This is a genomic window from Bacillus sp. DWP3-1 (assembly GCF_049896565.1).
Lineage (GTDB): Bacteria > Bacillota > Bacilli > Bacillales > Bacillaceae > Bacillus.
Window position 1 is genome coordinate 151,291 of record NZ_JAFCUN010000005.1, and the last position, 11,702, is coordinate 162,992.

General features: G+C 40.1%; 19 protein-coding genes. All 19 read left to right on the top strand.

The annotated features are described in order from the left end of the window. Window positions 1–121: 121 nt before the first annotated feature. Entirely contained in the window at window positions 122–244 is a 123-nt protein-coding gene (locus ACP7A0_RS12495; RefSeq protein WP_426005334.1) for a hypothetical protein, read from the top strand. Window positions 245–258: 14 nt separating this feature from the next. Beyond that, the gene (locus ACP7A0_RS12500) at window positions 259–723 is read left to right on the top strand and encodes a hypothetical protein (RefSeq protein ID WP_071168002.1); all 465 of its coding nucleotides are present in this window, start codon (window positions 259–261) and stop codon (window positions 721–723) included. Window positions 724–878: 155 nt separating this feature from the next. Further along, window positions 879–1,379, top strand: a complete 501-nt coding sequence (locus ACP7A0_RS12505) for a hypothetical protein (RefSeq protein WP_071168001.1) — start codon at window positions 879–881, stop codon at window positions 1,377–1,379. A gap of 73 nt (window positions 1,380–1,452) precedes the next feature. Continuing rightward, window positions 1,453–1,866, top strand: coding sequence for a hypothetical protein (locus ACP7A0_RS12510; protein ID WP_426005337.1), 414 nt, complete (start codon window positions 1,453–1,455; stop codon window positions 1,864–1,866). A gap of 136 nt (window positions 1,867–2,002) precedes the next feature. Further along, complete coding sequence (locus tag ACP7A0_RS12515) at window positions 2,003–2,170, top strand: hypothetical protein (RefSeq protein ID WP_426005339.1); 168 nt, start codon at window positions 2,003–2,005, stop codon at window positions 2,168–2,170. 47 nt (window positions 2,171–2,217) lie between these two features. After that, on the top strand, window positions 2,218–2,973 hold the full coding sequence (gene terS, locus ACP7A0_RS12520) for a phage terminase small subunit (protein WP_426005341.1): 756 nt from the start codon (window positions 2,218–2,220) through the stop codon (window positions 2,971–2,973). Continuing rightward, window positions 2,960–4,162, top strand: a complete 1,203-nt coding sequence (locus ACP7A0_RS12525; RefSeq protein WP_426005343.1) for a PBSX family phage terminase large subunit — start codon at window positions 2,960–2,962, stop codon at window positions 4,160–4,162. The genes terS and ACP7A0_RS12525 overlap by 14 nt, the downstream gene beginning before the upstream one ends. 4 nt (window positions 4,163–4,166) lie before the next feature. Beyond that, complete coding sequence (locus ACP7A0_RS12530) at window positions 4,167–5,612, top strand: phage portal protein (protein ID WP_113768167.1); 1,446 nt, start codon at window positions 4,167–4,169, stop codon at window positions 5,610–5,612. Between the two features lie 33 nt (window positions 5,613–5,645). Beyond that, on the top strand, window positions 5,646–6,224 hold the full coding sequence (locus ACP7A0_RS12535) for a DUF4355 domain-containing protein (RefSeq protein ID WP_426005345.1): 579 nt from the start codon (window positions 5,646–5,648) through the stop codon (window positions 6,222–6,224). A gap of 11 nt (window positions 6,225–6,235) precedes the next feature. Then, on the top strand, window positions 6,236–7,171 hold the full coding sequence (locus ACP7A0_RS12540; RefSeq protein WP_426005347.1) for a phage major capsid protein: 936 nt from the start codon (window positions 6,236–6,238) through the stop codon (window positions 7,169–7,171). Next, the gene (locus tag ACP7A0_RS12545; RefSeq protein ID WP_426005349.1) at window positions 7,171–7,323 is read left to right on the top strand and encodes a hypothetical protein; all 153 of its coding nucleotides are present in this window, start codon (window positions 7,171–7,173) and stop codon (window positions 7,321–7,323) included. Before ACP7A0_RS12540 ends, ACP7A0_RS12545 begins: the two co-directional genes overlap by 1 nt. An 11-nt stretch (window positions 7,324–7,334) precedes the next feature. After that, the gene (locus tag ACP7A0_RS12550; protein ID WP_426005351.1) at window positions 7,335–8,192 is read left to right on the top strand and encodes a phage minor head protein; all 858 of its coding nucleotides are present in this window, start codon (window positions 7,335–7,337) and stop codon (window positions 8,190–8,192) included. After that, a complete protein-coding gene (locus ACP7A0_RS12555) occupies window positions 8,192–8,527 on the top strand; it encodes a phage head-tail connector protein (protein ID WP_075611162.1) in 336 nt (111 codons plus the stop codon). The genes ACP7A0_RS12550 and ACP7A0_RS12555 overlap by 1 nt, the downstream gene beginning before the upstream one ends. Window positions 8,528–8,531: 4 nt before the next feature. After that, on the top strand, window positions 8,532–9,032 hold the full coding sequence (locus ACP7A0_RS12560; RefSeq protein ID WP_426005353.1) for a hypothetical protein: 501 nt from the start codon (window positions 8,532–8,534) through the stop codon (window positions 9,030–9,032). Next, entirely contained in the window at window positions 9,032–9,382 is a 351-nt protein-coding gene (locus ACP7A0_RS12565) for a hypothetical protein (RefSeq protein ID WP_426005355.1), read from the top strand. Before ACP7A0_RS12560 ends, ACP7A0_RS12565 begins: the two co-directional genes overlap by 1 nt. Continuing rightward, window positions 9,375–9,854 carry a phage neck terminator protein gene (locus tag ACP7A0_RS12570; protein ID WP_144495818.1) on the top strand — a complete coding sequence of 160 codons (480 nt, stop codon included), beginning with the start codon at window positions 9,375–9,377 and terminating at the stop codon, window positions 9,852–9,854. The genes ACP7A0_RS12565 and ACP7A0_RS12570 overlap by 8 nt, the downstream gene beginning before the upstream one ends. 4 nt (window positions 9,855–9,858) lie before the next feature. Continuing rightward, the gene (locus ACP7A0_RS12575) at window positions 9,859–10,893 is read left to right on the top strand and encodes a DUF3383 family protein (protein ID WP_144487693.1); all 1,035 of its coding nucleotides are present in this window, start codon (window positions 9,859–9,861) and stop codon (window positions 10,891–10,893) included. A gap of 14 nt (window positions 10,894–10,907) precedes the next feature. Continuing rightward, complete coding sequence (locus ACP7A0_RS12580) at window positions 10,908–11,303, top strand: phage structural protein (protein WP_056408011.1); 396 nt, start codon at window positions 10,908–10,910, stop codon at window positions 11,301–11,303. 89 nt (window positions 11,304–11,392) lie between these two features. Then, window positions 11,393–11,695, top strand: coding sequence for a hypothetical protein (locus tag ACP7A0_RS12585; RefSeq protein WP_126741376.1), 303 nt, complete (start codon window positions 11,393–11,395; stop codon window positions 11,693–11,695). Window positions 11,696–11,702 lie beyond the last annotated feature (7 nt).

Sequence of the window (11,702 nt, forward strand, 5' to 3'; positions counted from 1 at the left end):
TAGATTGAGTGACATGATTAATTGAAATAAGTCCAAGACGGAGAGCCTGCGGACACTGATCAACACCTTTTAAGGGTGCTGGTTGGTGTCCGTTTTTTATTTTTCAGAACGGAGGATGAACATGAAGAAGGAAAAGCCGAAAAAGGACACGCAGAAGCTCACTGACAGAGATTTAAGAGAGCTTATGGGGCAAAACATGCAGAGACTGAGAAGAGCCAAAGGCGGGGCGTACAAGCGTAAATAACGGGAGGAATATAGATGACAGATCAAATGATTGCTTGGAAGGTAGAAGAATGGATTAGAGACTATGAATTTATGCTACGAGAGATCGACAGGCTCACTAGGCTCCTGAATCGTGTTGAATTTGCAGGAGGTCAAAAGCTAACGGCAACATACGGTGATGAAGCTGCAATGCCTAAAGGATCAGCAGGAATAAGCCAAGCTGAACTAAGACATCTTGACCGCAGAGAAAAGCGACTGCTCAAATACGAAGCTATTGCTAATTTCCTTAATAAAGCCGTGGACCAAATGCAAGAGGAAAGACATTTAATCGTTTATGACTGCATGATGACTGGAATGAGTTACACCGCTATATCAGATCACCTTGAATGCTCAAGAGACACAATTAGAAAAATCAAAACTGAAATAATCGGCAACATCGTCAAAGAAGTCAAGAAAGTCAATTTTCTTCAACATTTGAAATCACTTAAAACCGCAGTGTAAACTTGAAGGCAGGACGGGGAGGCATAATTTCCCGCGTCACCACAAATTAATATATTTTCACTTGCTCTTGCGAGCTTGGGATTCGTTCGACAAATTTCGTAGACTCCTCAACTTTATCAATCTTATCCGATAATAAAATCGAGGAGTGAGTAGAGTTGGGTAAAAAAAATAAACGTGCAATTAAAAATAAAAGACAAAATGAAAAAATTAAGAAATTAGATAATGAGAACCACACGAAGAAATTAAAGGAATTAGAAGATGTGATCTACACATATCGAGATAAAGAATTACTTGCTTATTTTTTGAAAGAATTTAAATATGGTCAAGAAAAAAATTACTATAAAAAAAATGTGATACTACTTTATAATTTAGAAATTGAATGCCTAGAATTTGCGATAGCAAGGTTTTCACATATGGATAATAGTCTAGACCCTGTTAGAAGAAATCTAATGGCAATAGTGCCTTTATTCGCTGCATTTCTTACGGTCGCTTTTAATGTTAATGAAAATAAATGGTCAGGGTTTATATTTGTGACGGTATCAGTTCTAATTGTTCTGTGGCTTTTGGATAAAGACAGAAAGGATAGAATTGTTACAGGTTACATGTTAAAAACATTTGAGCAAGTAAAGGCAAGAAAAGAAAAGGATGAAAAGTGATTTTCGTTCGACAAATTTTGCGAATAGTTCCATATGCTCACTTTCTGCCGATATAAAGGAAGGAGGTGAAAAAATGGATAATCAATTGTTATTACAAGGGAAAATATTAGGTCAAATTTATCGTATCCAGAACAGACAAGGCTATTGTCCTGTCACTGAGGCAACAATATATGGCTTACTAAACGGAATTGAATCAGTGGTTAAAGATGAACTAGAAGAACTTAATTTCATTCCAGATAATAATTTAACGAAATTAAGTAAAATACTTTCTGTTTACTACAATGATAAAGAAAAGTTAAGTGAAGTAAGTGGATATTATGACATTGAATTGGATATTGAGAATGCAGGAATTACAAGAGAAGAAGCTAGACAAATATTGATTTATTTCTATGCTAGGGGTCAATTTGTTGAATTGATAAATAAATTCAATTCATCTAAATCACCTGTAGAATGCAAAATATTTGAGATTCCAGACTGGGATAAATAAATATTCACAAGACACCCTTGGGGGTGTTTTTTTTGTTCCCTGTAAACTGCTTCCGATAATTCTTTACACCAAGCATCGGCTTAAAGGTAGAGTGCGGCGGCAGTTTAGAGCGAATAAAACAAAAGGAGTGAATGACATGACAAAGGAACCGCCTTTAGGTGTTATTCCTAAGTGGCTACATGATGAACGTAGAACAGAAGATATAGCAGCAGCTATCGAACGAAGAATATCAGCAAGATCAGAAATTCCTATTGAGTGGTTTGAAGAGTACAACAACCTCATCAGGAACCAAGCGGAGAAATAAATTCCCGAAACAAACACGAATCAGAAGGAGGCGGCAGGTGAATGTAAATGGAATCGAAGCACATTCAGGCGGAGAAAGATTACGTCAAAGGCATGAAATACAAGGACCTTGCCGAGAAATACGGGGTGTCGATCAACACCATAAAATCATGGAAAAAGCGGCATGGTTGGGAAAGGAAAAAGGGTGCACCCAAAAGAAAAAGTGTGCACACAAAAAAGGGTGGTCAACCCGGTAACGTTAATGCGTTAGGTAATAGCGGGGGAGCAGCACCAATAAGAAACCAAAACGCAAAGACGCATGGATTTTATTCAAAGCACATGCCAGCTGAAGCGTTTGAGATCATGCAGGACATACAGGAGTTTTCCCCTGTTGATTTACTTTGGGAACAAATACAAATTCAGTTCACAGCTATTATAAGGGCACAAAAAATCATGTTTGTTGAAAGCAAGGATGATACTACAAAAGTTGTGTCAAAAATAAAAGGCGATCTTAGCGTAGATGAAACAGGGAATCTTAAGAAGATTCATTATGTGGAAGAGTTACAACATGACATACAATTTGCTTGGGATAAACAAGCTGCTTTCCTAAACGCTCAATCTAGGGCAATGGGCGAGCTGAGAAGCTTGATAAAGCAGTTTGACAACATTGCCCATGAGACAGACGAAAGACGGCTTAAACTGGAGCAGATGCGCTTAAATATCGAGAAGACTAAGAAGGCTATTGATGGCGGTAGTGAAAGCAGCGGAGAAAACAAAATTGCTTCAATGCTTCAAAAGATGGTGAATGAACATGGAATTGAATAAAAAGCAAAAAGAGGTATGGGACAGCTTCGTAAAAGAGCGGCCTAAAATCCTTTTATGTAGCGGGGCAAAGAGAGCGGGGAAAACATTCGTGCTCCTTTTAGCATTCCTTGCTCACATTAGTAAATATCAAAACAAGGGTCTTTCATTTATCATCGGTGGCGCTACTCAAGCAGCCATCAAGCGTAACGTATTGAATGACCTTGAATTGATCTTAGAGAAAGAACTTAAACTAGACAAAGCAAATGCCATTGAGATATTCGGCAACCGGGTCTACTGTTTCGATGGTGCCAATGTGGATGCTTGGAAAAAAGCGAGGGGTTTTACATCAGCTGGCGCATTTTTAAACGAAGCAACCGCTCTTCATGATTCATTTGTGAAGGAAGTTATATCCCGTTGTTCGTACAAAGGCGCAATGGTCTTGATGGATACAAACCCTGAAAACCCAATGCACACCGTAAAAAAGGATTACATCGACAAAGACGGGCAAAGATTAAAGAGCGGCCGCCTTAACATTAGGGCTTTTCACTTTTCTTTGTTTGATAATAACTTTCTTGATCCTGAATATGTTGAAAGTATAGTGGCATCCACACCGAGTGGCATGTTTACAGACAGGGATATTCATGGTTATTGGGTTGCGCCAGAAGGCGTGATATACAAAGATTTCAATAAAGATGTGCATTACATCAGGTCAGATCAATTAGAGAACGTCAACTTTGTAAAATACTTCGCTGGCGTTGACTGGGGGTATGAGCATTTTGGTTCCATCGTCGTTATTGGAGAGGATGATAAACAAAATTATTATCTCTTGGAAGAGCATGCAGCGCAGCATGAAGAAATAGATTATTGGGTCAAAGTGGCAAAAGATATAAAAGAGCGTTACGGCAGCATGAATTTTTATTGTGATACCGCACGGCCAGAACATGTCGTTAGATTCAGGCGTGAGAGGTTAAGAGCCTTGAATGCTGATAAGGCTGTAGTGTCTGGTATAGAAGAGGTGGCAGGCTTGTTCAAGAAGAACAGGCTTTTTGTCGTTGAGGACAAAGTAGAGCGCTTCAAACAAGAAATATTCATGTATGTATGGAATCAAAAGACGGGTGATCCAGTTAAAGAATGGGATGATGTTCTGGACTCCATACGTTATGCCCTTTATACACATAATAAACCAATGAGGCGTAAAGGAGAGAGGTGAGCAAATGAATGAATTTGTACAGTATTTAAGAGAAAACGAGATTAACAGCAAAGTCATTGATGCGATTATAAATTCTCATAAAGAACAGCGAGATAAAATGATCAATCAATATGAGAGATACAAAGCATCCATTGAGGGCGTTCCGATTCTCCAAAGGGATGCTTTTACACTTGAGCATCAAGAGGACTTTGAAACAGGAGCGATCCTCAGAATAGATGATCGAGTAAACAACCGCTTAAACAATGGTTTTGATAGTGAGATTGTTGATACAAAAGTGGGTTACATGTTTGGTCATCCAATCACTTATGAGGTGGATAAAAACCAAGTAAGTGAATCAGGGGCTTTAGTCGAAGTGATCAATAGATTTAATCTGATGAATACTATTGAAGATGCTGATAGTGAACTTGGTAAGAAAGCGGCCATCTGTGGATATGCTGCTCGATTGGCTTATGTGGACAAGGCAGGCGAAGTGAGAACCGTGAATATTGATCCGTGGGAAGCGGTCATTATTGGTAGCGGCAATGACATAACTGAACCTGAATTTGCTCTTCGATATTATGAGGTGACAACCTGGATAGATGGAAAGCAGATCAAAAGAGAAAAAGCGGAGTTTTACGACTCTTCTCACGTTTACTATTTTGAGAAGCTTGAAAATGGATGGCAAGAAATTGAAGTTAAAAAACACTTATTTGACCACTGTCCTTTATTCGGTTTGCCAAACAATGATGAGTTTATGGGTGATGCTGAAAAGGTCCTCTCTCTTATTGATGCTTATGACCGAACATTATCAGATGCATCAAATGAAATTGAGCAGTTGCGACTTGCTTACATGATCTTTAAAGGTGCTGGTGCTGACGAGGAAACGCTTGAGAAGCTAAAGAAACATGGGGTCTTTGAGCTGTTCGGCGATAACGATGACGTGAAGTTCCTGACAAAAGATATAAACGACACAATGATCGAAAATCATTTGAATCGCTTGGAAGAAAACATTATGCGCTTCTCCAAGTCAGTTAATTTTAGTGATGAAGCGTTTGGCGGCAATCTAACAGGCGTTGCAATGCGGTACAAGCTTATGGCTCTTGAGAACAAATGTATCACTATGGAGCGGAAAATGACTGCTGCTTTGAGGTACCAATACAAGCTGTTGTGTTCAGCGTGGTCAAGAAAAAACGCTGCTATTAGTAACGACGATTTTCTGAAAGTGTGGTTCACTTTCACGCGAAATCTTCCTGCGAATATCGTTGAAGAAGCTGAAACCACAGCAAAACTCAAAGGCCTAGTAAGTGAAGAAACAAGGCTGTCACTTCTCACGTTTGTTGACGACGTACAGTATGAAATAGAAAGAATGATTGAAGCAAAAATGGATTCCATATACAGCTTTGACGAAGATGAAGAGCTAGACAAACGACCTGCCGGAAGTCGTGAAAAGACGGAAAACTTAGACGTGTAGGCTCGTACTACATGGCTTGGAGGATGAAGAATAATGAACATTGAAGAAATTAAGCAGTTTCTTGAACAAAATAAAGAAAATGAAGAAGTAAAAGCGTTTGTAGGGGAACTATCAGCCGTGTCAGCAGACAAGGTGAAAGGATTCCTAGAAACAGAAGAAGGAAAGAAGCTCTTGCAACCACGCTTGGACCAACACTTCACTAAAGGTCTAGCGACTTGGAAAGATAACAACCTTGAAAAAATCGTTGAGGAAGAGGTTTCAAAAAGGAATCCTTCTAAAACGCCTGAACAAATTGAAGTAGAAAAGCTCAGAAAAGAAATTGAAGCAGAAAAAGCGGCACGAAATAGAGAAAATTTAGTCAATAAAGCCCTTAAAGCAGCTGATGAAAAGAAGTTGCCAAAGGACGTTATTGACTTTTTTATTGGGGAAAACGAAGATTCTACACTGGAAAATTTAAGCAAGCTTGAGCAGTCATTCAATGCTGCCGTGCAAGCTGCTGTAGATGGAAAGTTTAAAGAATCAGGAAGAGAAATTGAACGAGGTAACGGAGCAGTTCATTCAAGTGGTGTAGACATTGCAAAACTAGCTTCACAATCAAGCATTAGAAAATAAGGAGGGCTATCATGCCAACATTTGATCCGAAAACAGTATTGTTACAAGACGCAGTAAACGGAAAGATTCCAACGGAGCATGCAGAAATTGTTATGAAAGAGTTCATGCAAACATCTGCTATCTCACAACTAGCAAAATATGAACCAATGACAAAGCCTGAAAAGACTTTTACTTACTTAGCAGAAGGACCGGGAGCCTACTGGGTAGGAGAGGGCGAACGAATTGAAACAAGCACGGCTAAATGGCTCACCGCAAAGATGACAACCAAAAAGTTAGGGGTAATCATCCCTGTTTCTAAAGAGTTTTTAAAATATACCGTCTCAGACTTTTTTACTCAAATGCAATCAGCTATCAGAGAAGCCTTTGCTGTGAAATTTGACCAAGCAGCATTATTCGGAACAGAATCACCGTTTGAAAAAGGTGTTTCAGTTATGGAAAGAATCAATACTTCTGGTCAAAAGGTTGAATTAGGCACAGGAGCAGGTAGCAATTCAACAATCTATGATGACTTAGCTGCTGTTATGGCGTTAGTGGAAGATGCAGACAAAGATCCTGATGCATTTACAACTATTCGTAAATTCCGCCAAAAGTTGAGAGCATCAAAAGATAACAACGGTTTACCTTTGTTCAACCAAGTAACAGCAGATGCAACGCCTCAAGCGCTAGGCTTACCAATTGGATTTGTTGACAGTAAATCTTGGGACAAAACAAAAGCTGAATTAATTACAGGTGCTTGGGATTATGCGCGATACGGAATTTTACAAGATATTGAGTATGCTATTTCAACTGACGCAACCCTAACTACAGTGGTAGATGAGAATAATGTTCCGATCAACCTTTTTGAACGTGAAATGTTTGCTCTTCGTGCGACTATGCAAGTAGGTTTCACTACTTTAGCTGATGATGCATTCGCTGCTATCACGCCAAAAGGGGCTGCTGGTGAGTAATGAAAATAAAAAAAGGTAAGCACTCACTTGATGTCACTGAAAGAGCATTTGAAGTCATCTACAAAGACTTAGGCTATAAGATCGACAAAAAGGGCGAGAAGCAGGAACAAGATGAAGTTGAAGAAGTTCCTGAAGAACTAGTAGAAGAATAAGGGGGATGACGGTGGATAAAGGGAAATTTTTAAACGAGCTTTTGAAGCCGTTGGACCTTAAAGAGCGAGGGGCCATGAGAAGGTTAAAAAAGCTTTATCGTGAAGCCTCAAAGGAATTTATGAGTTCTCTTACTGATCTGTACGAGAAATTAGATCAAGGTGACGACCTTTCATATGCTGACATTAATCAGTTTGGCGATATTGAAGCCTTGAAGTCTCAAATAATTGCTTTGGCGTCCAAGCTGGATACCCGCTCTCAAAAGGAAATCATACGGCTTTTAGAAGACACTTATGATTTCTCTTATGACTGGATGGCATCTGTTGTCGAAGCAATGATTGATCAAAAGCTAAGAAATGCAACGCCTTCTTTGCCAAAGTTAGTTGAAGAAGCTCGTAAGAACGCTGTGTATGGACTCAAGCTAACGCAAGCATTGGAAAAGCATCGCGCAATGATTGTGAAGGACATAAACGACGCAATAGAAAGAGGGTTTATTGAACGCGAACGCTTTTCAGACATTGCTAGACGTGTTAGAAATGCTTTTGATACCTCTTACTATAGAGCAACTGTAATAACCCGTACAGAAGCTCATAGAGTGCGTGAAAAGGCTACTCACAATAAAGCTGAAGAGTTTGAGCAACAAGGCATCATTATGGAAAAGGTATGGAACAACGTTAATGATGCGCGGGTCCGACAAACTCGGAAGGCAAATCATAAAGCGTTACAAGGTCAGCGTAGAAAGGTCAATGAACAATTTGATCTAGGAAATAGTGTCACAGCAGTTGCGCCTGGACAATCAGGAAGCGCAGCCAATGACATACATTGCCGCTGCTTTCTAACATATGAAGTAGTGGGATTGAGGGGTGAATAATGGATTTAATAGAGTTGAAAGCCCGCTTAGAGATCCCTTTAGAAGATGAATCACAGGATAAAAAGCTCTTACTGGAACTGCAAGACGGCATTGAATACGCACAAGAATATTGTAACAACCCCTTTTTAAACAAAGAGGGGTTACTTGAGTTGCCTTCACCAGTCAAAAAAGGAATTGCCATGATGATTAAGATTGACCGCTCGAATGAGGTCGGTGTTTCCTCTGAATCTATCGGCGGCATGAGCAAGACATACACAAGTGATTATACGCGTTACGAGGCTGTGTATAAGCTGTGGAGAAAATACAGACGAGTTAAGTTCCGAGCGTTGAGGTGATGATATGGGGCGTATAAAGATCAAAGACAAAAACCGTATTCCGAAAGTGGTAAACGCACTTGGAAATGGCGAGAGAAAAGCAAGAGTGGGCGTTCTTGGAACAGGAAAAGAAGCCATGATTGCAGCTGTGCATGAATTTGGTACACGTATCACAGTGACGCCAAAGATGCGTGCATATCTACATTCTCAAGGTCTACATTTGCGAAAAGACACCACTCACATTGTCATTCCCGAACGTTCTTTTATTAGATCAGGCTGGGATGAAAATGAACGTGAAATCCTACGGAAGCTGGACAAATTTCTGCTTGAAGCTGTCCAAAAAGGAATCAGCACTCTAAGCATAATGAATGCCATCGGTCTTGAGACAAAGGGCAAAATACAAAAATACGCCCGGGATCTGAAGTCACCAGCAAATCAACCATTTACCACTCAACAAAAAGGATCATCAAATCCGCTTGTTGATACAGGTGAGCTAATTGGTTCCATTGATTATGAGGTGCAGTGATGAGCCAATTCAATTTCATGAAACTCATAGACAAATATAGTGTGACTTTTGATCTCATTGTGCAGAGTGAAGGAGATTATGATGATATCGGACGCTGGCAAGACGGTGAACCCATAACCACCACGCAAAAAGGGGCGCTTGTTGTTCTACCTAGTCAATTAATCTATCAATCAGGTGGCCGTTTAACGACATTTGACCGCCAACTTTATATCAGCAAATCTGTGGAGATCCCTTTGAAATCTAAAGTGATTTACAAGGGAAGCTCATACCATGTTGAATCTACGAATCCTTTCGAGGATTACGCAGACTTCAATAGTTACATCTTAAAGGCGGTGAGCAGCTTTGATTGATTACGAATCCATTATAAGCACGGTGATTGGTGTCATCAGAGATAGTACCGGTCACAAAGTGATTATGGAAAATGGAACAGGAAAGCAGCCTGCTTATCCTTTTTGCACATATACCATTACATCACCGTACATTCCCCAACATCGGGGAATTATCGAAGGCGATGCGATCACTGAAGATGTAGATATTTTCTTTTCATTCACTTGGATTTCCGATGATGCTATTGAAGTGATTTCTTTAACACAACAGACTGCTACGCTTTTGAGAACAATGAAGGCGAAGCAGGTTCTTTATGATAAGGGAATCGCGTTTATTCGAGCGGAGGGAACAGGTAACAGAGATACATTTCTATCAATTGAAAATGAGCGACGTCATGGCTTTGATGCACGGTTCAGAATACGAGTAACACATAACGGGGCAGAGTCAGAGTATTTTGATTCTGTCACCATAAATAACGAGAATATAGGAGGGTAATTACATGCCTTTATCAGACGTAAAAGTCAAAATTGATATTTTAAAGCCCACAACGCTTGTAGGTCTTGGCATTCCGCTTATCTTGGTTAAAAACACTAGCGCAACTGAAAGTGTTTATCGAGAATACGGGTCACTGGAATCATTAAAGCAAAATTACGGAGAAAGTACGGCCACTTACAAAAAGGCAGCGGCTATCTTTGCACAAGGTGACAATGCGCCGAATAAGGTCGCTGTGGCTTCATTTGGGCACGAATTTGAAACAGGAGATACAGAGAACCCCAAACAGGTTTTCAGCGTTAGAAACGCATTAGAAGAGTATTTTGACAAAGACTTTCATTTTGTATTACTGGCTGCTGTTAACGCAGAAGACCGCCTTGAGGCGTCTAAATTCTTTGAAGAGAAGTCATATAAATTCGTTGTCTTGAAAGTCGCGTCATTTGAAGAGCTTGAACAATACACAGGAAAAGATCGGACCATTGTATTCCATCATCCGCTTGTTGATGAGGAACCGGATGCCGCGCTTATTGGAGCAATTGCAAACAAGCCTGTCGGGTCTGTTACGTGGAAGTTTAAGTCTCTCATTGGTGTCACACCGCAAGACTACAAAGTCGATACGTTGGAAAACATCCACAAGGCGGGTGCCATTGCATTTGTAACTAAAGCTGGCCGCAATCAAACAAGCGAGGGTATTACAGGTTCGGGTGAATTTATTGACGTGCTGCACGGCAAAGATTGGGTCAAGCTTAACATCGAGACTTCAATTCAAACCGCTCTAAGCACTACTGATAAAATCCCTTACACAAATGAAGGGTTCGCTTTACTAGAATCACAAATTATCAATGTTTTGGAAACAGCTTTTACAAACGGCATCATTGCACCAGACGAGGACGGACAGCCTGTCTATTCTGTTCAGTCTAAAGGAAGAAGCGAGATGACAGACGAAAACCGCAAAAACCGTGTGTATGACGGCTTATCGTTTAGATTTGAGCTTGCTGGAGCGGTTCACACAGCAGAAATCACAGGGGAAATCATTATTTAAAGGGGGCTTAATTAATGGCATACACATATAATCCGATGGACGTCACCATAACGGTGGCCGGTAAAATTGTAACAGGATTTTCAGAAGGCACTATGGTTTCTGCATCTAAGGATGAAGATAATTTTCAAACGAAAATGAGTGCTAAAGGCGAAGCAAGTATGGCTATTACCAACAATCGACTTGGCACAATCACTTTAACGTTGTCACAAGGTTCACCATTCGTTGCATTACTAAACCAGTACGCAAATAACGGTAAACAATTTCCTATCTGGATCAAGAATAATGGAGAGGTAAAAGAAACGTTCGGCGGGACCAAAGCTGCTGTTAAAAAGAACGCTGATGCAGAGTATTCAGACGAAGTCGGAGATAGAGAGTTTGAAATTCAAGTCTTTGATTACACAGTGAAATAATGGCTCGAAAAAAGAAAACGAACACACGAAAGCAGTCTGTAAAGGCTGCTTTTATTCATATGAACAAACCACTAAAGGAGAGAAAACCGATGGCAAAATTAGGCGAATCAAAAGAAGTAACAGTAAAAGGCGTAAAGTATACACTTGTTCACCCAGGAGTAAGAAAGGTAGTTCAATTGCAATCATCTGTAGCTGCTGGTGATGGCTCTATTAACTTAGATGCCTTGTATGACGGTTACATGAAACATGTAATTCACAGTCCTAAAGTAGATTGGTCTCATTGGGATGAGCAAGGATTGAAGGCCTTGCAGGAGGTCATGAACGAATGTGACACGTTTCTTACAGCGGAAGACGAAGAACAAGAACCACTACAAGAACAAAGCAAAGAATGAGTGGGAC

What these genes read in the sequence shown, in the direction of transcription:
- terS (WP_426005341.1), top strand. Translation starts at nt 2,218, where the DNA reads ATGGAATCGAAGCACATTCAGGCGGAGAAAGATTACGTCAAAGGCATG.
- ACP7A0_RS12540 (WP_426005347.1), top strand. Translation starts at nt 6,236, where the DNA reads ATGCCAACATTTGATCCGAAAACAGTATTGTTACAAGACGCAGTAAAC.
- ACP7A0_RS12525 (WP_426005343.1), top strand. Translation starts at nt 2,960, where the DNA reads ATGGAATTGAATAAAAAGCAAAAAGAGGTATGGGACAGCTTCGTAAAA.
- ACP7A0_RS12495 (WP_426005334.1), top strand. Translation starts at nt 122, where the DNA reads ATGAAGAAGGAAAAGCCGAAAAAGGACACGCAGAAGCTCACTGACAGA.
- ACP7A0_RS12585 (WP_126741376.1), top strand. Translation starts at nt 11,393, where the DNA reads ATGGCAAAATTAGGCGAATCAAAAGAAGTAACAGTAAAAGGCGTAAAG.
- ACP7A0_RS12575 (WP_144487693.1), top strand. Translation starts at nt 9,859, where the DNA reads ATGCCTTTATCAGACGTAAAAGTCAAAATTGATATTTTAAAGCCCACA.
- ACP7A0_RS12500 (WP_071168002.1), top strand. Translation starts at nt 259, where the DNA reads ATGACAGATCAAATGATTGCTTGGAAGGTAGAAGAATGGATTAGAGAC.
- ACP7A0_RS12535 (WP_426005345.1), top strand. Translation starts at nt 5,646, where the DNA reads ATGAACATTGAAGAAATTAAGCAGTTTCTTGAACAAAATAAAGAAAAT.
- ACP7A0_RS12530 (WP_113768167.1), top strand. Translation starts at nt 4,167, where the DNA reads ATGAATGAATTTGTACAGTATTTAAGAGAAAACGAGATTAACAGCAAA.
- ACP7A0_RS12565 (WP_426005355.1), top strand. Translation starts at nt 9,032, where the DNA reads ATGAGCCAATTCAATTTCATGAAACTCATAGACAAATATAGTGTGACT.
- ACP7A0_RS12560 (WP_426005353.1), top strand. Translation starts at nt 8,532, where the DNA reads ATGGGGCGTATAAAGATCAAAGACAAAAACCGTATTCCGAAAGTGGTA.
- ACP7A0_RS12515 (WP_426005339.1), top strand. Translation starts at nt 2,003, where the DNA reads ATGACAAAGGAACCGCCTTTAGGTGTTATTCCTAAGTGGCTACATGAT.
- ACP7A0_RS12545 (WP_426005349.1), top strand. Translation starts at nt 7,171, where the DNA reads ATGAAAATAAAAAAAGGTAAGCACTCACTTGATGTCACTGAAAGAGCA.
- ACP7A0_RS12555 (WP_075611162.1), top strand. Translation starts at nt 8,192, where the DNA reads ATGGATTTAATAGAGTTGAAAGCCCGCTTAGAGATCCCTTTAGAAGAT.
- ACP7A0_RS12510 (WP_426005337.1), top strand. Translation starts at nt 1,453, where the DNA reads ATGGATAATCAATTGTTATTACAAGGGAAAATATTAGGTCAAATTTAT.
- ACP7A0_RS12580 (WP_056408011.1), top strand. Translation starts at nt 10,908, where the DNA reads ATGGCATACACATATAATCCGATGGACGTCACCATAACGGTGGCCGGT.